Annotated in this window: 26 protein-coding genes; 7 read left to right on the top strand and 19 right to left on the bottom strand. The window is 71.3% G+C overall.

The annotated features are described in order from the left end of the window. Nucleotides 1-15: 15 nt before the first annotated feature. The 3 genes from wrbA to L3Q65_RS47340 all read left to right on the top strand — a co-directional run bounded on the left by wrbA (nucleotide 16) and on the right by L3Q65_RS47340 (nucleotide 1,840). Nucleotides 16-630, top strand: coding sequence for an NAD(P)H:quinone oxidoreductase (gene wrbA / locus L3Q65_RS20360; RefSeq protein WP_182893401.1), 615 nt, complete (start codon nucleotides 16-18; stop codon nucleotides 628-630). A 41-nt stretch (nucleotides 631-671) separates the two neighbouring features. After that, entirely contained in the window at nucleotides 672-1,616 is a 945-nt protein-coding gene (locus tag L3Q65_RS20365) for a DMT family transporter (RefSeq protein ID WP_182893402.1), read from the top strand. Nucleotides 1,617-1,717: 101 nt separating this feature from the next. Next, on the top strand, nucleotides 1,718-1,840 hold the full coding sequence (locus tag L3Q65_RS47340) for a hypothetical protein (RefSeq protein ID WP_255751369.1): 123 nt from the start codon (nucleotides 1,718-1,720) through the stop codon (nucleotides 1,838-1,840). A 1-nt stretch (nucleotide 1,841) separates the two neighbouring features. Here the strand turns inward: L3Q65_RS47340 and L3Q65_RS20370 are convergent, their stop codons facing one another. From L3Q65_RS20370 to thyX, 6 genes are all read right to left on the bottom strand, one after another. Then, a complete protein-coding gene (locus L3Q65_RS20370; RefSeq protein ID WP_237600918.1) occupies nucleotides 1,842-3,431 on the bottom strand; it encodes a ribonuclease J in 1,590 nt (529 codons plus the stop codon). Between the two features lie 104 nt (nucleotides 3,432-3,535). Continuing rightward, nucleotides 3,536-4,549, bottom strand: a complete 1,014-nt coding sequence (gene dapA, locus L3Q65_RS20375; protein ID WP_182893404.1) for a 4-hydroxy-tetrahydrodipicolinate synthase — start codon at nucleotides 4,547-4,549, stop codon at nucleotides 3,536-3,538. Between the two features lie 112 nt (nucleotides 4,550-4,661). Then, nucleotides 4,662-6,164 (bottom strand): serine/threonine-protein kinase, encoded by a 1,503-nt coding sequence (locus L3Q65_RS20380; protein WP_182893405.1) that lies wholly within the window; start codon nucleotides 6,162-6,164, stop codon nucleotides 4,662-4,664. 94 nt (nucleotides 6,165-6,258) lie between these two features. Continuing rightward, nucleotides 6,259-7,500 (bottom strand): Nramp family divalent metal transporter, encoded by a 1,242-nt coding sequence (locus L3Q65_RS20385; protein WP_182893406.1) that lies wholly within the window; start codon nucleotides 7,498-7,500, stop codon nucleotides 6,259-6,261. A gap of 112 nt (nucleotides 7,501-7,612) precedes the next feature. Next, nucleotides 7,613-8,011: an ACT domain-containing protein gene (locus L3Q65_RS20390; protein WP_237600557.1), complete on the bottom strand. Its 399-nt coding sequence runs from the start codon at nucleotides 8,009-8,011 to the stop codon at nucleotides 7,613-7,615. 10 nt (nucleotides 8,012-8,021) lie between these two features. Further along, complete coding sequence (thyX, locus tag L3Q65_RS20395; RefSeq protein WP_237600558.1) at nucleotides 8,022-8,780, bottom strand: FAD-dependent thymidylate synthase; 759 nt, start codon at nucleotides 8,778-8,780, stop codon at nucleotides 8,022-8,024. Nucleotides 8,781-8,864: 84 nt separating this feature from the next. Between thyX and L3Q65_RS20400 the strand changes: the two genes are divergently transcribed. Both L3Q65_RS20400 and L3Q65_RS20405 read left to right on the top strand, forming a co-directional pair. Further along, nucleotides 8,865-9,392 carry a toxin-antitoxin system HicB family antitoxin gene (locus L3Q65_RS20400; protein ID WP_182893409.1) on the top strand — a complete coding sequence of 176 codons (528 nt, stop codon included), beginning with the start codon at nucleotides 8,865-8,867 and terminating at the stop codon, nucleotides 9,390-9,392. 326 nt (nucleotides 9,393-9,718) lie between these two features. Beyond that, nucleotides 9,719-10,594, top strand: coding sequence for a DUF4097 family beta strand repeat-containing protein (locus tag L3Q65_RS20405; RefSeq protein WP_237600919.1), 876 nt, complete (start codon nucleotides 9,719-9,721; stop codon nucleotides 10,592-10,594). 317 nt (nucleotides 10,595-10,911) lie between these two features. Here L3Q65_RS20405 and L3Q65_RS20410 read toward each other — a convergent pair whose 3' ends face one another. After that, nucleotides 10,912-12,141 carry a winged helix-turn-helix domain-containing protein gene (locus L3Q65_RS20410; protein ID WP_182893410.1) on the bottom strand — a complete coding sequence of 410 codons (1,230 nt, stop codon included), beginning with the start codon at nucleotides 12,139-12,141 and terminating at the stop codon, nucleotides 10,912-10,914. 50 nt (nucleotides 12,142-12,191) lie between these two features. Between L3Q65_RS20410 and L3Q65_RS20415 the strand changes: the two genes are divergently transcribed. After that, nucleotides 12,192-12,746 (top strand): GNAT family N-acetyltransferase, encoded by a 555-nt coding sequence (locus L3Q65_RS20415; RefSeq protein WP_237600559.1) that lies wholly within the window; start codon nucleotides 12,192-12,194, stop codon nucleotides 12,744-12,746. Here the strand turns inward: L3Q65_RS20415 and L3Q65_RS20420 are convergent. After that, on the bottom strand, nucleotides 12,736-13,212 hold the full coding sequence (locus L3Q65_RS20420; protein ID WP_237600560.1) for a GtrA family protein: 477 nt from the start codon (nucleotides 13,210-13,212) through the stop codon (nucleotides 12,736-12,738). The genes L3Q65_RS20415 and L3Q65_RS20420 overlap by 11 nt on opposite strands. Before the next feature lie 153 nt (nucleotides 13,213-13,365). Between L3Q65_RS20420 and L3Q65_RS20425 the strand changes: the two genes are divergently transcribed. Continuing rightward, entirely contained in the window at nucleotides 13,366-13,881 is a 516-nt protein-coding gene (locus L3Q65_RS20425) for a hypothetical protein (protein WP_182893412.1), read from the top strand. A 19-nt stretch (nucleotides 13,882-13,900) separates the two neighbouring features. Here the strand turns inward: L3Q65_RS20425 and L3Q65_RS20430 are convergent, their stop codons facing one another. The 11 genes from L3Q65_RS20430 to L3Q65_RS20480 all read right to left on the bottom strand — a co-directional run bounded on the left by L3Q65_RS20430 (nucleotide 13,901) and on the right by L3Q65_RS20480 (nucleotide 24,935). Beyond that, nucleotides 13,901-14,350, bottom strand: coding sequence for a tetratricopeptide repeat protein (locus L3Q65_RS20430; protein ID WP_237600561.1), 450 nt, complete (start codon nucleotides 14,348-14,350; stop codon nucleotides 13,901-13,903). Continuing rightward, nucleotides 14,347-15,096 carry a 4-hydroxy-tetrahydrodipicolinate reductase gene (gene dapB / locus L3Q65_RS20435; RefSeq protein WP_237600562.1) on the bottom strand — a complete coding sequence of 250 codons (750 nt, stop codon included), beginning with the start codon at nucleotides 15,094-15,096 and terminating at the stop codon, nucleotides 14,347-14,349. Before dapB ends, L3Q65_RS20430 begins: the two co-directional genes overlap by 4 nt. Further along, nucleotides 15,093-16,457, bottom strand: coding sequence for a pitrilysin family protein (locus tag L3Q65_RS20440; RefSeq protein WP_182893415.1), 1,365 nt, complete (start codon nucleotides 16,455-16,457; stop codon nucleotides 15,093-15,095). The genes dapB and L3Q65_RS20440 overlap by 4 nt, the downstream gene beginning before the upstream one ends. 127 nt (nucleotides 16,458-16,584) lie before the next feature. Next, nucleotides 16,585-18,834 (bottom strand): polyribonucleotide nucleotidyltransferase, encoded by a 2,250-nt coding sequence (locus L3Q65_RS20445; protein ID WP_182893416.1) that lies wholly within the window; start codon nucleotides 18,832-18,834, stop codon nucleotides 16,585-16,587. Nucleotides 18,835-19,070: 236 nt separating this feature from the next. Further along, the gene (gene rpsO, locus L3Q65_RS20450) at nucleotides 19,071-19,340 is read right to left on the bottom strand and encodes a 30S ribosomal protein S15 (protein WP_009080476.1); all 270 of its coding nucleotides are present in this window, start codon (nucleotides 19,338-19,340) and stop codon (nucleotides 19,071-19,073) included. Between the two features lie 164 nt (nucleotides 19,341-19,504). Next, the gene (gene thpR, locus L3Q65_RS20455) at nucleotides 19,505-19,987 is read right to left on the bottom strand and encodes an RNA 2',3'-cyclic phosphodiesterase (protein WP_182893417.1); all 483 of its coding nucleotides are present in this window, start codon (nucleotides 19,985-19,987) and stop codon (nucleotides 19,505-19,507) included. Nucleotides 19,988-19,990: 3 nt separating this feature from the next. Further along, on the bottom strand, nucleotides 19,991-20,467 hold the full coding sequence (locus L3Q65_RS20460) for a helix-turn-helix transcriptional regulator (protein ID WP_182893418.1): 477 nt from the start codon (nucleotides 20,465-20,467) through the stop codon (nucleotides 19,991-19,993). A 162-nt stretch (nucleotides 20,468-20,629) separates the two neighbouring features. After that, entirely contained in the window at nucleotides 20,630-21,595 is a 966-nt protein-coding gene (locus L3Q65_RS20465; protein WP_182893419.1) for a bifunctional riboflavin kinase/FAD synthetase, read from the bottom strand. 42 nt (nucleotides 21,596-21,637) lie between these two features. After that, on the bottom strand, nucleotides 21,638-22,483 hold the full coding sequence (gene truB, locus L3Q65_RS20470) for a tRNA pseudouridine(55) synthase TruB (protein WP_246412335.1): 846 nt from the start codon (nucleotides 22,481-22,483) through the stop codon (nucleotides 21,638-21,640). Nucleotides 22,484-22,681: 198 nt separating this feature from the next. After that, on the bottom strand, nucleotides 22,682-24,001 hold the full coding sequence (locus tag L3Q65_RS20475) for a nitrate/nitrite transporter (protein ID WP_182893421.1): 1,320 nt from the start codon (nucleotides 23,999-24,001) through the stop codon (nucleotides 22,682-22,684). A 112-nt stretch (nucleotides 24,002-24,113) separates the two neighbouring features. Further along, the gene (locus L3Q65_RS20480) at nucleotides 24,114-24,935 is read right to left on the bottom strand and encodes a PhzF family phenazine biosynthesis protein (RefSeq protein WP_182893422.1); all 822 of its coding nucleotides are present in this window, start codon (nucleotides 24,933-24,935) and stop codon (nucleotides 24,114-24,116) included. Between the last annotated feature and the right edge of the window lie 52 nt (nucleotides 24,936-24,987).

A 24,987-nucleotide genomic window follows, 5' to 3' on the forward strand; every position in this document is an offset into this window, starting at 1 on the left:
CTAGGGTCGCCAGGTGTGAGCACCCGCATTCTGGTCGTCTACTACAGCGCCACTGGCAACACCGCCGCCCTCGCCGGCGCGCTCGCCGAAGGGGCGGGCGAAGCCGGTGCGGAGGTGCGCGTCCGCACCGTGGCCGAGACCGCGCCGCCGGAAGCGGTGGCGAGCAATCGGCGGTGGCAGGAGCGGGTTGACACCGGGCCGCATCATGAGCTCGCCACGCTGGCGGATCTGGAGTGGGCGGACGGGCTCGCGTTCGGCACCCCCACCCGGTTCGGCGGGCCCGCGGCACAGCTGAAGTCCTTTGTGGACACCACGGGCGGCCTGTGGGCGCAAGGGAAACTGGCCGACAAGGTGGCGACGTCGTTCACGTCGGCGTCCACCGCGCACGGCGGCCTCGAAGCGACCGTGCTGGCCATCAACAACATCTTCTACCACTGGGGCGCGATCGTCCTCCCCCTCGGCTACGCGGACCCGCACCTGCTGGAGTCCGGCAACCCCTACGGCGGCTCGTTCGTCTCGCGCAAGTCCGCGGCCCCGGACGGCACCGCACTGCAGGCACTGCGGATTCAGGGACGAAGGCTGGCGACGATCACGACACACGTCGCGACAGGCCTGAAAACCGGGGAATAACTCAGTTTCGTTCGGTCGCGCCGCTCCGTAATGTCGCGCGCGTGACCACCGAACTCCCCGTCCTGGAACGGCCCCGGGTCATCCACCGGGGCCGCGGCCTGTCGCTCGTGCTGCTCGCCGCGGTCTTCTTCAGCACGTCCGGCACGCTCGCGAAACCGGTCATGGGCGCGGGCATGACGCCGGAGCAGGTGGCGGTGCTGCGGATCGGGACGGCGGGAGTTCTGCTGCTGATCGGCACCGCGCTCTTCGCACCGCACACATTGCGCGTCCGGCGCGGGGAATGGCCGATGCTGCTGGCATACGGCGCGCTCGGCGTCGCCGGCACGCAGCTGCTGTATTTCATTGCCGCGCAACGGATCCCGGTCGGCATCGCGATCCTGCTGGAATTCCTGTCGCCGGTGCTGATCGCGTTGTGGGTGCGCGTGGTGCGGAAGAAGCGGCTGCCGCGGATGCTGTGGTTCGGGATGGCGGTCGCGCTGGTCGGACTGGCGCTGGTCGCGCAGGTCTGGCAGGGGCTGCGGCTCGACGTGATCGGGCTGCTGGCCGGGATCGGCGCGGCGCTGTGTTCGGCCGGGTACTTCCTGATCGGCGAGCGCGCGGTCGCCGACCGCGAACCGCTCGGGCTGGTCACCTGGGGCATGGTGATCGGCGGGGTGCTCGTGAGCGTCGCCGCGCCGCCGTGGACGCTGCCGCTGGGCATGGCGGGGCAGACCGTCCCCTTCGGACCGTGGACCCCGCCGCTGTGGCTGCTGCTGCTCGGCCTGGTGGTGCTGTCGACGGCGATCCCTTACGTCGCGGGAATCTCCGCGCTGCGCCACCTGCCCGCCTCGGTGGCGAGCGTTGTCGGGCTGCTCGAACCCGTCACGGCGGCGGCGTTCGCGTGGGCGCTGCTCGGCGAAGCGCTCGCCTGGCCGCAAGCGGTCGGGGCGGCGCTGCTGCTCGGCGGCGCCTACCTGGTCCAACGGCAGACCGCCGAGGTCGCCTGACTCCCTCTCCGGGCGGACGAGGGAACCAACCTCGAGCGGGATGTGTCCTATCCGCGGACCCGCCACACTGGACGGGCCGCACGAGACACCTGGGGGATTTCATGGACAACCGGCCGAGCAGAGCCGAACAGCGCAGAGCCGAACAGCGCAGAGCCCGCAACGCACTCGCCCGCCAGGCAGCGATCGTCGTGATGGCGTTGCTGCTGGCGGGCGCGCGCCGCTGAATCAGACCGGGATGACCGTCGGCACGATCATCGGCCGGCGGCGGTAGGTGTCGGCGACCCACCGGCCGACGACCCGGCGCACCGCCTGTGCGATGCGGTGGGTGTCGGTGATGCCCTCGGCTTCCGTCCGCGCCAGCTCCATCTCCACGAGCGGCACGACGGCGTCGAGGGCCTTCGGGTCGTCGGAGAACCCGCGGCCGGAGATCGTCGGGCTGCTCACCGCGCGGCCGGTGTTCGAATCGACCGCCACGGTGATCGCGATGAACCCGCCCTCGCCGAGCACGAGCCGGTCGGACAGGGTCGACTCGCCGACGTCGCCGACGGACAGCCCGTCCACGTACACGTGCCCGACCTCGACCCGGCCGGTGCGCGAGGCCTTGCCGTCGACCAGGTCCACGACCACGCCGTCCTCGGCGATCACCACGTTGTCCGGCGCGACGCCGGTGCGGATCGCGAGTTCCCCGTTGGCGCGCAAGTGTTTCCACTCGCCGTGCACCGGCATCACGTTGCTCGGCCGGACCGCGTTGTACAGGTACAGCAGCTCGCCCGCGGACGCGTGCCCGGACACGTGCACCTTCGCGTTGCCCTGGTGCACCACGTTCGCGCCGAGCCGGGTCAGGCCGTTGACGACGCCGAACACCGCGGTCTCGTTGCCCGGGATCATCGAGCTGGCCAGCACGACGGTGTCGCCCGCGCGGATCGAGATCTGCCGGTGCTCGCCGCGGGCCATCCGCGACAGCGCCGAAAGCGGCTCGCCCTGCGAACCGGTCGACACGAACAGCACCTTGCTCTCCGGCAGGTTGCTCGCCTGGTCGAGGTCCACGAGCAGGCCGTCCGGCACGTTCAGCAGACCCAGCTCGGCGGCGATGCCCATGTTCCGGACCATCGACCGCCCCACGAACGCCACCCGGCGGCCGTGCCGTACCGCGGCGTCCAGCACCTGCTGCACGCGGTGCACGTGGCTGGCGAAGCAGGCGACGATGACGCGCTGGTCCACACGCCGGATCACGTCGTCGAGCACCGGGCCGATGTCGCGCTCGGGCATGACGAACCCGGGCACCTCGGCGTTGGTCGAGTCCACGCAGAACAGGTCCACGCCCTCGTCGCCGAGGCGCGAGAAGCCCGCGAGGTCGGTCAGCCGCCCGTCGAGCGGCAGCTGGTCGAGCTTGATGTCGCCGGTGTGCAGCACGACGCCGGCCGGCGTGCGGATGGCGACCGCGAGCGCGTCCGGGATCGAATGGTTCACCGCGAAGAACTCGAGGTCGAACGCGCCGACCTTGCGTTTCTCCCCCTCGCGCACCTCGATCAGCTTCGGCCGCTGGCGGTGCTCCTTGGCCTTGGCCGCGAGCAGCGCGTTGGTGAAGCGCGAGCCGTAGATCGGGACGTCGGGGCGCAGCCGGAGCAGGAACGGGACGGCTCCGATGTGGTCCTCGTGCCCGTGGGTGAGCACGAGGCCGTCGATGTCGTCGAGCCGGTCCTCGATCGCGCGGAAGTCCGGCAGGATCAGGTCGACGCCCGGCTGGTCGTCCTCGGGGAAGAGGACGCCGCAGTCGACGATCAGGAGCCTGCCGTCGTATTCGAAGACGGTCATGTTGCGCCCGACCTCGCCGATGCCGCCGAGCGCGACGACGCGCAGGGCTCCCTCGGGAAGTGCGGGCGGGAGGTGCGTCGGGCCGGGTCCGGCGGGAAGTGAGGTCACCGGGGCATTGTCCCAACGCTGGTGTGCGAGGTGGGGGCGGTGTAGGCCGCCTGCGAATCTGCTTGTGCCACCCGTGCACCATGCCAGTCCGAGGCCGCGCTGTCCTCCAGCGGCACGCCGCCCTGGGCGAGATCGGCCGCGATCTGCTCCAGCTGGTCGTCGAACGGGGCCACGATCGGCAGCCGCGGGTCGCCGATGTCGAAGCCGCGCAGGCGCAGCGAGGACTTGCTGAACGCGACGCCGCCGACGCGCGACATCGCCCGCAGCACCGGCAGCATCGCGCGGTGGTTCGTGCGCGCGGTGGACGTGTCGCCCGCCTCGTAGGCCTCGATCATCGCGCGGATCCGGCCCGCCACGACGTGCCCGATCACGCTGACCACGCCGACCGCGCCGACCGACAGCCACGGCAGGTTCAGGCCGTCGTCGCCGGAGTAGTAGGCGAGGTGGGTGTTCGCGATGACCTCGGACCCGGCGATCAGATCGCCCTTGGCGTCCTTCACCGCCACGATGCGCGGGTTCTCGGCCAGCCGCTGCAGCGTGTCGACCTCGATCGGCACGATCGAGCGCGGCGGGATGTCGTAGAGCATGACCGGCAGCTCGGTGGCGTCCGCGACCGTGGTGAAATGCGCGAACAGCCCGGCCTGGCTCGGCCGCGAGTAATAGGGCGTGACCACGAGCAGGCCGTGCGCGCCCGCCTCGGCGGCGGCCTGGGCCTGCTCGATGCTGTGCGCGGTGTTGTTGGTGCCCGCCCCCGCGACGACGGTCGCGCGGTCGCCGACCGCCTCGACGACGGCACGGACCAGGGTGGCCTTCTCCTGGTCGGTGGTGGTCGGGCTCTCGCCGGTGGTGCCGTTGACGACGAGGCCGTCGTTGCCGAGGTCCACGAGGTACTCGGCCAGTTCCTGGGCCCGCTTCACGTCCAGCGCCCCGGCTCGGTCGAAGGGGGTCGCCATCGCGGTGAGCACGCGGCCGAACGGACGTCCGGGCGCGGCGGCAGGTGAGGTGGACATGGCCACGACGGTACCTCGTCGGAGTGCCGAACCCGGCCTCGACCTGGTGTGCCACCGGCAACTTCGGAGATTTTCCGCCGCCGCGCCGCTCCCGGCGGAACTTCTCGCGCGGCTACTTGACCTTGGCGGTGATCTGCGCCGGGATCTGGTCGTTGTTGGTGCGCGCGAGGACGCAGTAGATCTTGCGGTTCGGACCGCTGCTGCTGTCGCTGTCCGGCTGCACCTGCCACGCCTGCTGGGTCGGCACGATCGCGCGGTAGGCCAGTCCCGTGCGCTGCTGCGGCGGCACCACCGCGGAGCGGAACGTCGCCGCGCAGCGCGCCTCGGCCGCCCGGCTGATGTCCTCCAGGCCCGGGTACGGGGCGACGGCCGCGTCGTCGTTGCTCCAGTTCTCCAGCGGCAGCGGGTCGGCCGTGTCGTAGACCTCGAGCGTGTGGTTCTTCTTGCAGTCGACGTTGTTGTCCGAGCTGATCACCACGCCCGCCTGGACCACGGCGTTGTAGCAGACGTCGTACGAGGAGAACTTGGCTTTGAGGTAGCCGTCCGGACCGTAGGTGACGGTTTCGGCCTGCTGCTCGTCCTTCTTCGGCGACCACACCGGCTTGCCGAGGAAGAACCCGCCGGCCAGCGCGGCGATCACCAAAACCGCGATCACGCCCGCCCACAGGCCGCGGCGGCTCTTGCCTTCCGGTTTCGCGGCCGTCCGGGTCGGCTGCCCGCCGACGCGGGTCTCCTGCCGTGGCATCACCGCGGTGGCCGGACGTTGCGTGGGCCCGGTGGCGTGGGCGAGCTGCGCCCGCGCTTGCGTCGCGGTGAGCCGGGCTTCCGGGTTCGCCACCAGCAGGCCGAGGATGACCGCGCCGAGCGGGCCCTGCACGCGGGTCAGATACGGCACCTCGGTCATGATCGCGTGCAGCGTGGCGGCCGTGGTGGGCCGTTCGAACGCGACGATCCCCTCGACCGCGAAGTACAGCGTGGCGCCGAGCGACCACAGATCCGATTCCGGCATCGCCTCGCGGCCCTCGACCCGCTCCGGGGCCATGAACGCCGGCGAGCCGACGATCATCCCGCTCGTGGTGAGCCGCGGGTCGTCGATGGCGTGCGCGATGCCGAAGTCGGTGAGCTTCACCCGGCCGTCCGGCGCGACCATGATGTTGGCCGGTTTGACGTCGCGGTGCACGATCCCGGCGGCGTGCGCGGCCTGCAGCGCGGACAGCACCCGCTCCCCGACCAGCGCGGCCTGCTGCTCGGGCATCGGGCCGTGCGCGCGCACCAGGTCGGCGAGCGTGGGCGCCTCGACCAGTTCCATCACGATCCAGGTGGTGCCCTGGTCGGTGACCACGTCGTAGACCGTGACGACGGCCGGGTCGTTGAGCCGCCCGCCCGCGCGCACCTCGCGCAGGATCCGCTCGGAAAACACCGCGGCGCCTTCAGCTTCAGGCAGCCGCAACTCCTTGATCGCGACGTGGCGCCCGATCACCTGGTCCTGCGCGCGCCACACGATGCCCATGCCGCCGCGGCCCAGTTCGCCGAGCAGCAGGTAGCGGCCGGCCACCACGCGGCCCGCGGGGGCTGTGCGGTTCGGGTCGTGCGGGCGGGTCTGTTCGTCGGTCACGGGGTCGGGCTCCTCGGTCGGCTTCGCGCAGATGCTAGTCCGACCGTCCGGCCGCCCTGCCGGTTCCGTCCGGTTAGGACTGCTCGAGCCTGCCTCAACCGGTGCAGGTGAGCACGATCAGCACAACGTTGAGCAGGATGATCACCGCCGCGATGACGGCCGCGAGCACGGTGGTGGTCCGGCGGTTTACGTCCGCGCCCATGAGCCCTCGGTCCGAGGTGAGCCGGATCAGCGGCACGAGCGCGAACGGGATGCCGAACGACAGCACCACCTGCGACACCACCAGCGCGGCACTCGGATCGGCGCCCAGCGCCAGCACGACGATCGCCGGCGCGAGCGTGACGAGCCGCCGCACCACGATCGGAATCCTCTTGCGCAGCAAGCCTTGCATGATCATCGCGCCCGCGTACGCGCCCACCGACGTCGACGCCAGCCCGGACGCGAGCAGCCCGATCGCGAACAGCAGCGCGACCCCCGGCCCGAGCGCGGCGGCGACCGCGCCGTGTGCGCCTTCGATGGTGTCGACGCCTTGCTGGCCTTGGAGATTCGTCGCCGCGACGAGCAGCATGCCGAGATTCACCGCGCCGGCGAGCAGCATCGCGAACCCGACGTCGTAGCGGGTCGCCCGCAGCAGCCGCCTGCGCCGTTCGGGTTCGGGTTTGCCGTGCCGGTCGCGGACCAGTCCGGAGTGGAGGTACACCGCGTGCGGCATCACCGTCGCGCCGAGCATCGCGGCCGCGATCAGCACGCTGTCGCCGCCGCTGAAACGCGGGATCAGGCCGTTGGCGATCCCGGCGGCCGACGGAGATTCGACGAACAGGCTCGCCAGGAACCCGACCGCGATCACCACCAGCAGACCGGTCACGACGCGTTCGAACGGGCGCTGCCCGCCGCGGTCCTGCACCGCGAGCAGCACCAGCGACACGAATCCGGTGATCAGGCCGCCCGCCACGAGCGGAAGTCCGAAAAGGAGGTTGAGCGCGATCGCTCCGCCGACGACCTCGGCCAGGTCAGTGGCGATCGCGACGATCTCGGCCTGCGCCCAGTAGCCGAGCCTTCCCGTCGTCGAGAGCCGGTCGCGCAGCGCCTCGGGCAGCGACTGGCCGGTGACCAGGCCGAGCTTCGCCGACAGGTACTGCACCAGCACGGCCATCAGGTTCGCCGCGACGATCACCCACACCAGCAGGTAGCCGTAGCGCGCGCCGGCGCTGACGTTGGCCGCCACGTTGCCCGGGTCGACGTACGCGATCGCGGCGACGAACGCCGGTCCGAGCAGCGCCCAGCCGGCCCGCAGCCGGGCCACGCCGCGCGGACGTGCCGCTTCCGCCACCGCCATGTGCGCCACTCCCTGATATCGGCCGCCCCAACTCAAAGTTTAGGCACGCCGAACTTTGCCGGGCAAGGGTGTGCTGCGCCACGTCGCGCCGACGCTCCGCGAAGGACTTTGGTCAGGCAGGCGGGAGCACTTCGTGGCCGGCTTCGCGGAACGCGGCCACGGCGCGGTCGAGGTCGTCCGAGCGCACCAGGATGTGGTCGGTGTCGAAGGTGGACAGCGAGAACAGCGCGACGCCCGCGGCCGCCAGCTCGGAGGCGAGCGCGGAAATGATGCCGGTGAGGGTGAATCCCAGCGGCCCGCGCACGGTGAACAGCCGCCAGCCGTCCTCGACCGTGCCGCCCTCGGGTTCGCGGCCGGCCGGGCAGATCACCGACAGTTCGTCGGGCGTGCGGGTGACCGACACGAGCGCGGGCTCGCCGGGTTCGAGCAGTTCGGCGGGAACGGCGGCGTCGGCGGGCAACCGCACGACCGAATAGGGGCCGGGGCGGAGGTCGATCGTCAGGTGTTTCATCAGTGCGTTGTCAGCCTTCCAGCACTTTCGGGCTCGAGGCGATCTCGGTGCCGTCGGGCAGGGTCGAAATCGTGAAGTCGGCGAACACGTTGGCCGCCGCCTTGTGCAGCTGCCGCAGGCATTCGATGGCCAGCGAACGGATCTCGACGTCCGCGTGTTCGGTGGCGCGCATCGCGATGAAGTGCCGCCAGGCGCGGTAGTTGCCGGTGACGACGATGCGGGTTTCGGTCGCGTTCGGCAACACGGCGCGGGCCGCCTGGCGCGCTTGCTTGCGGCGCAGGGTGGCGCTGGGCGTGTCCGCGAACTTCTCCTCCAGCCCGGCGAGCAGCTCGTCGTACGCGGCGGCGCTGGCTTGCGTGGCCTTGACGAATTTCTCGTGCAGCACCGGGTCTTCGGCGATGACGTCCGGTTCGACGAACTCGGCGTCGCGCTCGGGGACGTAGCGCCGCGACAGCTGGGAGTAGGAGAAATGCCGGTGCCGGATCAGCTCGTGGGTGAGCGAGCGGGAGATCCCGGACAGGTAGAAGGTGACCGACCCGTGCTCCAGCACGGCCAGATGGCCGACGTCGATGACGTGTTCGAGGTACCCGGCGTTGGTCGCGGTCGCGGGATTCGGCTTCTCCCAGGACTGATAGCAGGCGCGCCCGGCGAACTCGGCGAGCGCTTCGCCTCCGTCGGCGTCGGTGGACCAGGGCACGTCCCCGGGCGGGAAGAACTCGGTTTTCGCGATCAGCTGCACCTTGGGCGGCACCGGTCTCGCTCCCCTCATGTCGGCTCCGCCAGCCTAACCCGGCGGCACGGGTGACATCACCGCGCCTTGACGTGACGTCATTCGTGACGCCATAGTGGTGTCATGGACTTGACGCCGTACATCGCGAACCTTCGCGAAGACCTCGCGAACACGGCCTCCGCCGGGGACGAGCAGACCCGGCGGGCGGCCGCACTGCTGTCGTCTGCTCTGGAGCCGGCAGTCCGGCTGACCCTGATGAACGCGCTGGCCGACCTGGCGGCCGAGGTGACCGCCGCGCTGCCCGGCCAGGTCGTGGACGTCCGGCTCGACGGCCGGGACGTGCGCGTGGTCGTGACCGGGGGCGAGGACCGTTCCGCGTCCGCGCCTCCCCCGCCGCCGCCACCGCCGGTCCCTCCGATCGACGGCGGCGACATCTCGCGGATCACGCTGCGGCTGGTCGAGCAGATCAAGGGCCAGGCCGAACAGGCGGCGGCCGCGCAAGGGGTTTCGCTCAACACGTTCGTGGCGCAGGCCGTGCAGGGGGCGCTCGGCCAGGCGCAGCAGCACCAGCAACGGCACCAGCGCTGGCAGGACAGCGGCAGCGGCGGGGGCCGCACCGAGACCAAGCTGCACGGCTGGGTCGAAGGCTAGAAGGGGGCACCACCATGGGCGAGAACCGGGAAGACCAGGGGAAGAACACCGAAGACCGGGTTGGGGAACCCGGCTTCGGGACGGCGGAAGCGGCCGGCGCTTCCGCGGGCGACGAGACCGCTTCGTCAGCTGCGGCGGACGGAGTTGAGTCTGCCGCGAGCGCGTCCGCTTCGGACAATTCGGCGGCCGGCTCCGGCGCTTCGAAGGCATCAGCCACGGCGGACGAGGCTGAGTCTGCCGCTGCGGCGAACTCGTCCGGGTCCGCTTCGGGCACGGCCGGCTCCGCCGCTTCGGCTGGTTCCGAAAGCGCGGAACCGGGTCCGTACGTGCGGCTGCAGGACTTCGCGGCGGACGGTCCGGTCGAACTGGACCTGGGCGTCACGATCGGGCGGGTCGAGGTCGTGCTCGGGCGGGAGTCCGGGGTGACCGTGCGGCTGCAGCACGACGCGGGCGAGCAGCCGTCGTGGGTGAACGGGGTCAGCAGCCTGCTGTCGTGGGTCGGCGAGAAGTTCGGGGACCAGTTCGGCGGCGTGCCGGAGTTCTCGGTGGCCGACGCCGTGCGGCAGGCGCGGATCGAGAAGACCGGCAACCGGGTCGTCGCGCGGGCCGCGAAGGCGTGGCAGCTGCGGAATGTTCCGGTGGCGGTGACGGTGCACGCACCGGCCGGTTCGCACCTCGAAGTACGCGCGGGTTCGGCGGACGTCACGGTGACCGGCGCCGCGGGCCGCGCGGACATCCTCACCGGATCCGGCGAAGTGTCGCTGGAACGCGCGGACGGCGCGGCCACCATCCGGACGGGTACGGGAGCCGTGAAACTCGGCCCGACCCTGGCCGGACTCCAGTTGCGGAGCGGAAGCGGCTCGGTCGAAGCGGCGTCGATCGCCGGACCGGCGACGCTCGGCACCGGAACCGGAAACGTCTGGCTGGGCGCGGTCGAAGGCGACGTCATGGCCCGTACCGGCAGCGGCGACCTGTCCGTGGCCGACGCGGCGTCCGGCTCGCTCGAACTGATCACCGGCTCGGGAGAGGTGCGGGTCGGCATCCGCAGCGGGGTGCGAGCGGAAGTGGAACTGGCGTCGGCGGCCGGGCGGGTTTCGAGCGAACTGGAGGTCTCGGACACGCCGCCGGAGGACGCGGTCGCGCTGAAAGTCCGCGCCCGCACCGGAACCGGCAACGCGGTCGTGACCCGCGCGGCCGGCTGACGCCCGTCTGTTCAGGCCTGCACACCCGTCATTCCACTGCCCCGGGTGCGCCGAGCAGACGGATGCAAGGGGGAGGCGGCGGGCCGCACCGGGGATTCCGGAAGCGGCCCGCCGCTTCGTGCTGCCCGCAGGGAGTCCTTGTGCGCCATGACAAGCCGCTGCGGCGAGTGCTTTCCGCGCTCCGGGCCTCGCCGCGACGGCCTTTCGTGCGCCGGCTCCGGCTGCCACGGGGACTTCCCCCGCGCCGACCGGCCGCCGCCGCAGAACCCCGCGCGAGCGTCGTGAGCGGCGGTGCCGGTGAGAACCGGCGCCAGCACTTACGAGACCCCCGCCCCCTTCACCGCGCGCCGCAACGCCCGGGCCAGATCGCCCCGCTCCCCCACCACGACACCGTCCAGCCCCTGCCATTCCGCCATCGTCCGCAGTTCCGCGGCCAGCTCCGCCGCCACCCGCGGCTGGTCGGCGCCGGGCTCGGCGAACGCGCCCTGCACCCGCAGCACCCCGGCCGCTCGGTCGGACTTCAGGTCCACCCTCGCGGACAGCGCCCCGTCCAGCAGGAACGGGAACACGTAATACCCGTGCACCCGCTTGGCTTCCGGGACGTAAATCTCGATGCGGTACCGGAATCCGAACAACCGCTCCGTCCGCGCGCGTTCCCAGATCAGCGGGTCGAACGGGCACAGCAAAGCCCGTCCGGACACTGCCCGCGGCGTCCGCGCTTCGGCGTGCCGGTACGCGACCGCGCGCCAATCGTCCACCTGGACTGGTTCCAGGACGCCTTCCTCCACCAGTTCCTGAACAGCCTGCCGGGAGACGTCGGGACCAAGGCGGTAGTAGTCGCGCAGGTCGGTTTCCGTTGCCACGCCCAATGCCCGCGCCGAGCGGTCGATCAGGCCGCGGGCGCCTTCCTCCGCGGAAACCTTGCGGGACAAGATCTCCGGCGGCACCACTCGCTCCGTCAGGTCGTACAGCCGCTCGAACGACCGCCGCGTTCCGGTGCTCAGCTGGCCGACGCCGAACAGGTACTCGCACGCCTTCTTCACCACCGAGCGTTCCCACCACGCACCCGGCCCGCGCCGGACCGCCTCCGTCTCCAGCGCCTTCTCGATCGCCCCGGCTCCGATCGGACCGTGTTCCTTCACGACCGCCAGCACGTCGTCGAGCAGGCCGGGCACCGTGTCGACCACCCGGGTGTAGTTCCGCCACCAGCCGTCCCGTTTCGCGCCGGACTTCAGCAGCGGCCAGTCTTCGATCGGCAGCAGGCTCGCCTCGTGCGCCCACGACTCGACCAGCAGCCTCGGCCGGCGCGCGCGGTGGCTCCACGCGGCGTCGTCGACCAGCGCCGGGTCGTACGCCCCCAGGCGCGAGAACAGCGGCATGTAGTGCGCGCGCACGGCGACGTTGACCGAGTCCAGCTGCAGCAACTGGACCCGGGACAGCACCTTGGCGAGGTGCCGCCGGGTCGGGTCGGAAGAGGGCCGGGGGTCGGCGAACCCCTGCGCGGCCAAAGCGGTGCGGCGGGCGGCGGAAAGGCTGATCGTCTGCATGATCCCGCCATGGTGCCAGCCACCCCCGACAGTTTCGGTACATTGCCCGCGTGAGTGCCGCCGAAGTCCGCCCCGCGAACCCGTCCGACGCCGCGGAGATCGCCCGCATCCAGCGGCTGACCTGGCGGGCCGCCTACGCCGGCCTGCTGGGCGGCGAAGCCATCGACGAACTCGACAAGGCCGATCTCGAGGGCACCTGGGCGGAGACGATCGAGTACCCCGGTTCCCGCGTCTACCTGGCCACCGAAGGCTCGTTCACGGTCGGCTACTGCGTCGCGGGGCCTGCTCCGCAGGACGAAGCCGCCGCGGCCGACGGATCCGCGCCCGAGGACGCGCCCGGGTTGATCGCGTCGCTGGTGGTCGAGCCGCGCTGGGGCCGTCGCGGGCACGCCGGACGGCTGCTCGCGACCGCCGCCGCCGACCTGCGCGCGAACGGGCTCAGCCGCGGCATCACCTGGGTCGCGCAGTCCGACCACGCGACGCTCGGCTTCTACCGGCGCGCCGGCTGGTCCCCCGACGGCACCGTCCGCACCCTCGACACCGGCCGCGGCACGCTCCGCGAGGTCCGGCTCACCGGCACGCTCGAACTGGAACTCACACACTGACCGGCTCTTCGCGCTTCGCGAAGACCACCCAGCGCATCACCGAGTACATGAACACGCCCTCGCACGCCCCGGCGATCAGCCGCGACAGGTGGTACTCGACGCCCAGCGCGGCCAGTCCGGCGCCCAGCCCGAGCAAAAACGCCACGTAGTTCACCGCGATCGCCGCCGCGTACAGCACCGCCTGGCGGCCCACCGGCGCGTGCGAACGGAAGTTGAGCGCGCGGTTCAGCACGAAGCTCAGCCCGAACGCGACCACGTACGCGATGCTGATCGACAGCCACACCGGCCACTTGAGCCCGCCGTGGAACAGCGTCAGCAGCAACAGGTCAACGCCGAAAGTGAAGCCGTTGATCACCGCGAAACCGAGAAAACTCGGCGCGACGATCCGCGGCAATCCGAACGGCAGAACGCGCACGACGGCGGCGCACAGCCCGGCGAAACGGTCGGCGATCGGCACCTCAGGCACCTGCCCGATCCTGGCAGCGGAAGGTGTCCGAGACCGGTCGGCCAGGTGATCTTCTGGGGTTGGCTCCCGGGGAAAGAGTGGGGTTAGCCCCCGTGATCTTTTCGTGATGGCTGATAGCTTGGAGTGAGCGGGGACACGGACGGGGGTGGCGCGATGGGATGGGTGCTCCTGACCCTCGGCGTCGCCTTCGGCTCGGCGATCGTGCCGCTGATCAACGCCGAGCTCTTCGTCATCGGCCTCTGCGCGAGCCAGCACAGCGTGCACTGGCTGTGGCTGGGCGGCGCGGTCGCGGTCGGGCAGATCGCCGGGAAACTGCTGTACTACCTGGCCGCGCGCGGCTCGATCCGGCTGCCGAAGTTCCTGCACGACCGGCTGCACCGCGAACGCCCGCTGACGCCGCGGCGGGTCCGCTGGCAGCTGCGCACCAAGCTGGTCCGCGGCAAGATCGAGGCACTGCGCGAACGCTGCCAGCGCCATCCGCACTGGATGACCGGCACGTACGGGGTCAGCTCGCTCGTCGGGCTGCCCCCGTTCATGGCGACGAGCGTGCTCGCCGGGATGGTCCGGATGCGGCTGTCGACGTTCCTCGCCGCGGGGCTGGCCGGACGGTGGGTGCGGTTCAGCTTGCTGGCGGCGTCGCCCGCGATGTTCGCCGGGTGGCTGCAGTAAACCGGCTAGAAGTCCTGCGTTACTTGCGCTCCGCCGCTTCCAGTTCGATCGCCTTGCGCATAGTCGCCCGCGCCCGCCGCCGGTCGCCCGCGATGTCGTACGCGTACGCCAGCCGGTACCAGGGCCGCCAGTTCTCCTGGTCCGCCTCGACTTCCGCGCGCCGCTGATCGAACCACGCGTCCGCGGCGTCGCGGTCCACGCGACCGGACGGGCGGCGCGGCAGGTCCGACACGTCCGGCAGGCCGCCCTCGGCGTCCAGCTGCCGCGACAGCCGCTGGATCTGCATGCCGGACCGCCAGGTCACCACGACGATCCACACGCCCAGCAGCGGCAGCAGGAACACGCCGATGCCCAGCGCGATCCCGGCCGGCGTCCCGGTGCCGAGCAGCGCCACGGCCCGGTCCGCCAGCAGGACCAGGTACACCACCAGCGCCGCCGTCATCAGCAGCGCGAAATTGCGAGCTTTCACAGGTCGAGCACGTTCTCCAGGCCGACCGTCAGGCCGGGACGCGACACCACCGAGCGCACGCCGAGCAGCACGCCCGGCATGAACGACGTCCGGTCCAGCGAATCGTGCCGGATGGTCAGGGTCTCGCCCTCGCCGCCGAACAGGATTTCCTCGTGCGCCACCAGACCCGGCAGCCGGACGGAGTGCACATGGACGTCCTCGACGGAGGCGCCGCGGGCACCGTCCAATTCGGACGTCGTGGCGTCCGGGCCCGGCGTGACCCCGGCGGAAGCGCGGGCCTGCGCGATCATCCGCGCGGTGTGCGCGGCGGTGCCGGACGGGGCGTCGGCCTTGCGGTTGTGGTGCAGTTCGATGATTTCGGCCGAGGCGTAGAACTTCGCCGCCTGCGCCGCGAACCGCATCGCGAGCACCGCGCCCAGCGCGAAGTTCGGGGCGATCAGCACGCCCACCGACGGCTTGTCCGCCAGCAGGCCGCGCAGTTCGGCCAGCCGCTCCTCGCTGAAGCCGGTGGTGCCGACGACCGCGTGCCGGTCGTGCGCGATCAGCCAGCGCAGGTTGTCCATCACCACGTCCGGATGCGTGAAGTCCACGACCACCTGGGCGTTCTCGAGCGCGGCGAAATCGTCGCCCGCGTCGAGCGCGGCCACCAGTTCCTGGTCCGCGGCGCCTTCCACGGCTTTCACCACGGTGGCGCCCATGCGGCCGCGTGCGCCCAGCACGCCGACGCGGATCGGGGACTCGGTCATGACGCGATCACCTCGTGCAGATCGTCCGGCAGGTCGTCGGCGTGAGCGTACGGCCCCACCACCGCCGCGGACGACACCCCGCCGGGGCGCCGCAGCAGAGTGCGAGCGAGCGCACACACGTCTTCGGTCGTGACCGCGTCGATCCGCGCGATCGTGTCGTCCACGCCCAGGTACCGGGCGTAGTTCAGCTCGTTCTTGCCGATCCGGGACATCCGCGACGACGTGTCCTCCAGGCCCAGCACGAGCCCGCCGCGCAGCTGCCCCTTGGCGCGCGCGACCTCGGCGTCGGTGAGCCCGTCCGCGGCGACGCCGTCGAGCACCTCGCGGATCACTCCGGCGACCTGGCCCAGCCGCTCCGGCTGACAGCCCGCGTACACCGACATGTGCCCGAGATCGGCGTAGCTCGCCACCGACGAATACACCTGGTACGCCAGGCCCCGGCGTTCGCGGATCTCCTGGAACAGGCGGGAACTCATGCCGCCGCCGAGCGCCGCGTTGAGCACCGACAGCGTGAACCGGCGCTCGTCGTGCCGCGGCAGGGCGCGGAAACCGAGCATCACGTGCGCCTGCTCGGTGTCGTCCGGGTGCAGCGCCAGCTTCGGCACCGTCTTCAGCCGCGCGCGGCCGGACCGCGGCGCGACCGGCGTCGCGGTGCCGCCGAGGCGGTCCTTCAGCGCGCGCTTGACCAGCCGCAGAACCTGGCCGTGTTCGACGTTCCCGGCGACCGCGAGCACCATCCGCGGCAGGGTGTAGCGACGGCGGTAGAAGCCGCGCAGCGCGACCGGCGACATCTCGGTGATGGACTTTTCCGTGCCCAGCACCGGACGGCCCAGCGGGTGGTCGCCGAGGATCGCGCTGACGAACTCCTCGTGCAGCAGGTCTTCCGGGTCGTCGTCGCGCATCGCGATCTCTTCGAGGACGACGCTGCGTTCCATGTCCATATCGCGGTCCGTGCACTGGGCTTCGAAGACCACGTCGGTGACGAGGTCGAGCGCCAGCGGCAGGTCCGCGTCCAGGACCTGGGCGTAGTAGCAGGTGTGCTCTTTCGCGGTGAAGGCGTTGAATTCGCCGCCGACCGCGTCGATCTCTTCCGCGATCTGAGTGGCGTCGCGATGGGCGGTTCCCTTGAACAGCAAGTGTTCCAGGTAGTGTGCCGCGCCCGCGACCGGCGACGGCTCGTCCCGCGAACCGACCCCGACCCACAGCCCGACCGTCGCCGACCGGGACGCGGGGACGTGCTCGGTGATCACCCGCAGGCCGCCGGGAAGAACACTCCGCTTGACGACCGCACCGTCCGAAGTGGACTCGAGCGTACGGGTGGTGCCGACGGGCTGCTCGTGCCCGGAAACCTGCCGTGCCAATGCAATCCTTTGCTCACGTGCATCGAGGGCCTCCCACCCTGGCTCGTGAGCGGCATGCCGGTTAGAACCGGCATGCCGCTCACGAGCCACCTCGGGTCAGGAGGCCCTCGATGGAACTGCGGGTGCCTTACTTGGCTTCGGCGGTCTCGGCCGGAGCGGCGTCGCCTTCAGCCGGCTTCGCGGCGTCTTCTTCCTTGACGACGATCAGGCTGATCTTGCCGCGGTTGTCGATGTCGGCGATCTCGACGCGGATCTTGTCGCCGACGTTCACCACGTCCTCGACCTTCGCGATCCGCTTGCCGTTGCCCAGCTTCGAGATGTGCACGAGGCCGTCCTTGCCCGGCAGCAGCGAGACGAACGCGCCGAACGCGGCCGTCTTCACCACGGTGCCCAGGAAGCGCTCGCCGACCTTCGGCAGCTGCGGGTTGGCGATGGCGTTGATCTTGCCGATCGCCGCCTCCGCCGACGGGCCGTCGGCCGCGCCCACGTAGATCGTGCCGTCGTCCTCGATCGAGATGTCGGCGCCGGTCTCCTCGGTGATCGAGTTGATCATCTTGCCCTTCGGCCCGATCACCTCGCCGATCTTGTCGACCGGGATCTTCACCGACGTGACGCGCGGGGCGTACGGGCTCATCTCGTCCGGGCCGTCGATCGCCTCGGCGATGACTTCCAGGATGGTGAGGCGAGCGTCCTTCGCCTGCTTCAGCGCGGCCGCGAGCACCTCGGACGGGATGCCGTCCAGCTTGGTGTCCAGCTGCAGCGCGGTGATGATGTCCTTCGTGCCGGCGACCTTGAAGTCCATGTCGCCCAGCGCGTCCTCGGCGCCGAGGATGTCGGTCAGCGCGACGTAACGCGTCTCGCCGTCGACCTCGTCGGACACCAGGCCCATGGCGATGCCCGCGACCGGCGCCTTCAGCGGCACGCCGGCGTTGAACAGGCCCATGGTGGACGCGCAGACCGAGCCCATCGAGGTGGAGCCGTTGGAGCCCAGCGCCTCGGAGACCTGGCGGATCGCGTACGGGAACTCGTCCCGCTTCGGCAGCACCGGGACCAGGGCGCGCTCGGCGAGCATGCCGTGGCCGATCTCGCGCCGCTTCGGCGAACCGACGCGGCCGGTCTCGCCGGTGGAGAAGGGCGGGAAGTTGTAGTGGTGCAGGTAGCGCTTCGTCGTCTCCGGGGAGAGCGAGTCGATCTGCTGCTCCATGCGGAGCATGTTCAGCGTGGTGATGCCCAGGATCTGGGTCTCGCCGCGCTCGAACAGCGCCGAACCGTGCGCCCGCGGGACCACGGCGACCTCGGCCGAGAGCTGGCGGATGTCGGTCAGGCCGCGGCCGTCCATCCGGATCTTCTCGGTGAGGACGCGGGTGCGCATGATCTTCTTGGTCAGCGCCTTGAACGCACCGCCGACCTCCTTGTCGCGGCCCTCGAAGGCTTCGCCCTCGCCGAGGCCGAGCTTCTCCAGGACGGCGGCCTTGACCTCGTCGGTCGCGGCGTCGCGCTCCTGCTTGCCGGCGATCTGCAGCGCCTTGGCCAGCTCGTCGGACGCGATCGCGGCGACGGCCTCGTAGATGTCCGGCTGGTAGGCCGGGTACAGCGGGAACTCGCCGGTCGGCTTCGCGGCGTCGGCGGCCAGGCGCTGCTGCGCCTCGCACAGCACGCGGATGAACGGCTTCGCGGCCTCGAGGCCCTGCGCGACGGTGGTCTCGTCCGGCGCGGTGCCGCCGGCGGCGATCAGGTCGAGCGTGTGCTCGGTGCCCTCGGCCTCGACCATCATGATGGCGACGTCGTCACCGACGATGCGGCCAGCGACCACCATGTTGAAGGTGGCCTTCTCGAGCTGCGGCCAGGTCGGGAACGCGACCCACTGGCCCTCGATCAGCGCGACGCGCACGCCGCCGACCGGGCCGGAGAACGGCAGGCCGGCGATCTGGGTGGAGGCCGACGCGGCGTTGATCGCCAGCACGTCGTACGGGTCGTCCGGGTTGAGGCTCTGGACGGTGATGACGACCTGGATCTCGTTGCGGAGGCCGTCGGCGAAGGACGGGCGCAGCGGGCGGTCGATCAGGCGGGCGGTGAGGATCGCGTCGGTCGACGGGCGGCCCTCGCGGCGGAAGAACGCGCCGGGGATGCGTCCGGCGGCGTACATCCGCTCCTCGACGTCCACGGTCAGCGGGAAGAAGTCGAAGTGCTCCTTCGGGTGCTTCGACGCCGTGGTCGCCGACAGCAGCATGGTCTCTTCGTCCAGGTACGCGACGACGGCGCCGGCGGCCTGCTTGGCGAGCCGGCCGGTCTCGAACCGGACGGTGCGGGTGCCGAACCGGCCGTTGTCCAGAACGGCTTCGGTCTCGAACACGGTGACTCCGGTGGAGTCGGTCATATGGTCAATCTCCTCTTTGGTTCCTTCGTACGGCGAGAGTCTCCCACTGTGGGACCCGGTTCGCCCGAGGACGCTCGAGGAGGTGTGAGGCCGGTCTTCGATCGAAGCCCCCGGGTCCGTTGCCCGGGAACCACTACCGAGGACCGGCGAGATCGTTCCTCCAGCGCGCTCGCGCCGTGTGGGGGTGTGCTTGCGGCGAGGGGGAGCGGCCGAAGCCGCTCCCCCTCGTCAGCACGCTATCGGCGCAGGCCGAGACGCTTGATCAGGTCGCGGTACCGCGCCACGTCCACCTTTTCCGTGTAGTTCAGCAGCCGGCGGCGACGGCCGACCAGCAGCAGGAGACCGCGACGGGAGTGGTGGTCGTGCTTGTGGGTCTTGAGGTGTTCGGTGAGGCCGATGATCCGCTTGGTCAGCAGCGCGACCTGGGCCTCGGGGGATCCGGTGTCCGAGTCGTGCAGCCCGTACTCGGCGAGGATCGTCTTCTTCTCTTCGGTGGACAGCGCCACTGGTGGTGCTCCTTGTGCATCTAGTGCCGTGAGGCCCGTACCGCGCCACGCGGCCGGGTGAGCCGGTCACGGCCGCCACGGACTGCAGCCGGACCCGGTTATGGAGGTTACCAGCCGGTTGAACTGCGGCTTCCGGCGCGTGGGGCTAGCCGGGCAGCACGGGTTCACCCGCGTCGCAGCGGCCAGGACCGCAGCGTGCGGTATGGGGCGCCGCCGCCCATCAGCTCCACCCGGTCCGCGGTCCAGACGCGGCTGCGGAAACCGGCCAGCTGTTCCGTCCACTCCGTCGGCGGCTGCGTGCGGGAGCAGCGCGCCAGCGTCAGGTGCGGCCGGTAGGGACGGTCCTCGCCGGAGCCCAGGGTCGCGGCCGCGGCGAGATCGGCCAGGTCCTCCCCTGCCACTCCCAACCACAGCACTCCCGGGAATGTTCCCGAACCGGAGAGCCGGACGTCAACGGATTTTCGGCCGTCGAGCGCCCGGTCGAGGAAGGCGCCGTATTCGGCGGGGTCGACCTCGCCGTAGAAGGCCAGCGTGATGTGCCAGCCGGCCGGATCGGACCAGCGCAAAAGCCGGTCCCTGCCGCCGAGGGCGCCGGCCACTTCCGCCGCGACGTCGGCGGGCGGGCGCAGCGCGGAGAACAGCCGCATCGGCTACTGGCCCGAGGCTCCCGCGCGGCGGAGCAGGTCGGCGATCGCCGGGAAATCCTCGTCGAGCAGTTTCGCCGCTTCGGCCAGGTTCTCGTCCTCGGCGATGTCCCGGATGCCCGCGAGCAGGACCTTCTCGTCCGAGCTGACCGGGATGTTGTCGCGGCCGACGGTGGGCCGCGAGTCGCGCACGTCCTCCAGCGCGGCCTGCATCGCGTCGCGGTCGCCCGCGGCGACCTCGGGCACCAGGATCTTGCGCTCGAGCATGATCATCCTGGCCAGCACGACCGGATTGCCGATCTTCGCCCGCCGCCCGCTCATCACCTGGCTCAGCATCGGCGCGCTGATCCCCAGCACCTCGGCCAGGAACGCCTGCGACACGTCGAAGGCCACCACCAGCCTGCGCACCCGATCGCCCAGCGGCTCCCCGTACCACTCCCGCTGCAGCGCGATGTTCCGCTGGACGATCTTGTGGTCCTCCACCTAGCTCCGCTCCCCTAGCGCTGTCGTCCCGCGGCCCGGTGCTGCCGGCCCACTTCGCTTCCCCGGCCCGGCGCCGCCGGCCCATCTTGCCACTCCGGACGCCCCCGCCGGGCCGGAACGCCCGATTCGCCCCGGGCCGGTCCTGTCCCGGGGCGGGCCCGCTCAGCTGTCCGAGCCGAGCGCTTCCCTGGTCCGGGCCACGTCCTCGTCGATCTTCTTGACGAGATCGGCCGAGGCGCCGAACCGCGCTTGATCCCGCAACCGGGTGACGAAGTCCAGCGCGACGTGCTGGCCGTAGAAGTCCTCGTCGACGTCCAGCACGAACGCCTCGACGGTGCGCTCGCGGCCGGAGAAGGTCGGGTTCGTGCCCACCGACACCGCCGCGCGCAGCCGCCGGTCCGGGTCGGACAGCCTGCTGAACCAGGCCGTGTAGACGCCGTCCGCGGGCACGGCGGCGAACCGCGCGGTGGACAGGTTGGCTGTCGGATAGCCGAGGTCGTGGCCCCGGCCGTCGCCGCGGACGACGATGCCTTCCAGCCGGTGCGGGCGGCCGAGCGCGTCGGCCGCGGCCTCCACGTCGCCCGCGTCGATGCACGAGCGGACGTAGGTCGAGGAGAAGGTGATGTCGTTGGCGCCGCGGTCGTCGTCGAGCGAACGGCCCTGCAGCTCCGCGCCGTAGGCGACGAACCCGAAGCGGCGGCCGAGTTCGCGCAGCAGCGCGACGTTGCCCGCGGCCTTGGCCCCGAAGGTGAAGTTGTCGCCGACCAGCACCGCGCCCGCGTGCAGCCGGTCGACCAGCACCTCGTGCACGAACTCGTGCGGGCTGAGCCGGGACAGCTCCAGGGTGAAGGGCAGCACGCAGAACACGTCCACGCCGAGCCCCTCGACCAGCTGGGCCTTGCGCCGCAGGGTGGTCAGCTGCGCGGGATGGCTGCCCGGGCGCAGCACCTCGGACGGATGCGGGTCGAAGGTGAGCACCACGCTCGGCACGCCGCGCTCGGCGGCCGTCGCCACGGTGCGCTTGATCAGTTCCTGGTGCCCGCGGTGCACGCCGTCGAACACGCCGATGGTGACCACGCACCGTCCCCAGCCGCCCGGGAGGTCCCCGAGCCCACGCCACCGCTGCACTGTTGTCAACTCTCCCCGAGCGAGGTGCCTTTGCCTCCCACCCTATGCGGGCAGGAGGACCACCACCGAGCGGGTCACTCCCTCGGTGTCGGAGGCCAGCGCGAGCACGTGGCCGTCCGGCGCGAAGAGGCCGTACGTGCCGGTGATTCCGGCCGCCGGGATGCGCCTGCCGTACTGCACGGCTTTGGCGGTGGCGGCGTCGAGATCCCGGCGCGGGAACGCGGCGGCGACGGCGGCGTCGAGGTCCAGCGACAGTTCCGGCTTCTCTTCGAGCTGGTCGAGCGTGCGCGCGCGGGCGAGCGTGAACGGCCCGACTGTGGTGCGGCGCAAGGCTTTCAGGTGCCCGCCGACGCCGAGCCCCGCACCGAGATCGCGGGCGAGTGCGCGGACATAGGTGCCGGACGAGCATTCGACGATCGCGTCGAGTTCGATCCGGTCGTCCTCGCGGCGGAGGCCTAGAACGTCGAACCGGTGCACGGTCACGGGTCGCGGCGGGAGGACGACGTCTTCGCCCGCGCGCACCCGGGCGTAAGCGCGCTTGCCGTCGATCTTGACCGCGGAGACGGCGCTGGGCACCTGCTGGATGTCCCCGGTCAGCGCGGCGATCCCGTCGGCGATCTGCTCGTCGGTGACAGCGGCGAGGGTTTCCGGCGCGGCCTCGGTTCCGAGCGGTTCGCCTTCGGCGTCGTCGGTCGTGGTGGACCGGCCGAGCGACAGCGTGGCGAGGTAGGTCTTGCGGTCGAGGGCGAGGTGGCCGAGCAGTTTGGTGGCGCGCTCGATGCCGAGCACCAGGACGCCGGTCGCCATCGGGTCGAGCGTGCCGGCGTGGCCGACCTTGCGGGTGCCCATGATCCGCCGCGCCCGCGCGACCACGTCGTGCGACGTCATGCCCGCCGGTTTGTCGACGATGAGCAGTCCGGGAGGAGGGGCGGGACGACGCGGTTCTTTCGGGCGAGACACGGCGGAAACCCTACCTAGGCGGGGATTCGCGGGTGGCGCCTGGTGCGCGGGGCGAAGCGGAGGGGCGGGCTGGGGTCTCGTGAGTGGCGGCGCCGGTTCTGACCGGCGCCGCCACTCACGACTGGCTCAGGCGGCGACGACGGCCTCTTCCGGAACGCGGTCCCAGCGGTGCCGCCGGATCCGGACCGGGACTTCCTCGCCGCGGGCTTCCGCAGCGAACACCTGGGCGCGGGCCCGCCGCCACCACACCAGCATTCGCGACGCGCCTGCTGCCAGCACGGCGACGACGACCAGCAGCGCGATCCGGAAGTTGCCGCCTGTCGCCTGGAGGAGGATGCCGATCAGCAGAGCTGTCACGGTGGTCGCCAGGAAGCCGCCGACGTTCACTACCCCGGTTGCGGTTCCGACGCGGGACAGCGGGTTGTAGTCGCGGGCGATGGCGAAGCCGATCATCGACGCCGGGCCGCCGAGGGTGAGGAAGGCGAACGCGGGGACGAGGACGCCCACCGGGACGTGGCCGTTCCAGCCGAGGAGCACTGCCCACACGATCGCGGCGCCGACGAGGTAGCCGATGACCAGCGGCACCCGCAGCACCGGAGAGCGGCCGATCACGGCGCCCAGCAATGGGCCGCCTGCCATGGAGCCGAATACGAAGACGGTCAGCAGTGCGCTGGCGGTCGCGGCAGGCAGGCCTTCGCCCTGCACCAGGAAAGGCATGCCCCACAACAGGGTCAGCACGTTCGGCGCGAACATCGTCGAGAAGTGCACCCAGAAACCCAGCCGGGTGCCAGGGGTTCGCCAGGCCAGTTTGACCTGCCTGCCGAGTTCGGCCGGACGCACGGGTTCGCGCTTGAGTTCCGGTGCGCCGTCGGGAGTGTCGCGGACGCGCAGCGCGACCGGCACCGAATAGAGCACCGTCACCGCGCCGACGGCGAGGAAGGTGACTGTCCATCCTGGACCGTCGAGCAGCAGGGTGAGCGGGACGGTCGCGGCGAGGTTGCCGATGTAGCCGACGCAGGAGGTGAAGGACGCGAGCAGCGCGTACCGGTGCGCCGGGAAGTGGGCCGCGACGAGGCGCAGGACGCTGACGAAGGTGAGCGCGTCGCCGAGGCCGAGGACGCCGCGGGCGACCAGGCCGAGTGCGTACGTGTCGGCGAGTCCGAGCAGCAGCTGCCCGGAGCCGAGGATCAGGACGGCGGCGGTGAGCACGCGGCGCGGGCCGTAGCGGTCGACCAGCACGCCGGTCGGGATCTGCATGGCCGCGTACACGCCGACCTGCAAGACGGTGAAGATGCCGAGCGCGGCGGACCCGACGCCGAAGCGTTCGGCCGCCTTCAGGCCGGCGACGCCGAACGAGGTGCGGTGGAAAACGGCGAGCAGGTACACCGTGACCGCGGTGAGCCAGATGAGCCAGGACCGGACAGGGGCGCGGCCGGCGGGCGTCAAGAGTTCCTCCAGAGAGCAGGCGAGCGTCGGACAGAGGAGGACGACGACGCTGCCGCCTCGATAGTTGTATCGCCTCAGCAACCTCGATACATAGCCGTAACCGGGGTGTGCTTCACCACAGATCCACTTCGCCCCGGATGCCGACGACCGTTTCGCCGCCGACCCACACGTCGTCGCCGTCCCGTTCGACGTGCACCCGCCCGCGCCTGCCGAGCCTCGTGCCCTGCGCCGCGACGTACGACTCGGGCGCGATGCCGTCGCCGATCAGCCACTGGCCGAGCGCCGCGTTGAGACTGCCGGTGACCGGGTCCTCGACGACGTCGCTGAACGCGCGGACCTCGAAAGCCGTATCGGATCCGGCGGGCTGCGCACCGGCGACACCCACCTTGTACGACCCAAGCGCCCCGAAGTCCGGCTCGATCGCGAGGACGGTCGCGGCGTCGCGCAGCAGCAGCGCGACCCAGCCGGGACCGTTGTCCGCCCAGCGTGCGCCGAGGACGTCGGCGTCGCGGAGGTGCAGGCCGCGTTTCACCGCGGCGAGGTCTGCGTCGTCCACCGGACCGCCGCGGCGCAGCGGAGGTGCGGCGAACGCCAGCCGGTCTCCGTCGCGGCGCACCCGGACCAGCCCGGCTCCGCATTCCTGCACGAGGTGCCCGGCCTTCGGCTCGCCCCCGGCGGCCAGCCACGCCCGCGCCGACCCGAGCGTCGGGTGCCCGGCGAAGGGCAGCTCGCCGTGCGGGGTGAAGATCCGCACGCGGTAGTCCGCGGCCGGGTCGGACGGCTCCAGCAGGAACGTGGTCTCGCTGAGGTTCGTCCAGCTGGCGAACGCGGCCATCCGCTCGTCGGACAGCCCGTCCGCGCCGTGCACGACAGCGAGCGCGTTGCCTCGGGCGAGTTCATCGGTGAAGACGTCGACCTGGGTGAACTTCGGCATGCGCCCACCCTCGCATCCGCCGGGCGCCGGCGGCGAGCGGGTTTCGCCGTTA

The sequence above is a fragment of the Amycolatopsis sp. FU40 genome (assembly GCF_021903635.1).
Classification (GTDB): domain Bacteria; phylum Actinomycetota; class Actinomycetes; order Mycobacteriales; family Pseudonocardiaceae; genus Amycolatopsis; species Amycolatopsis dendrobii.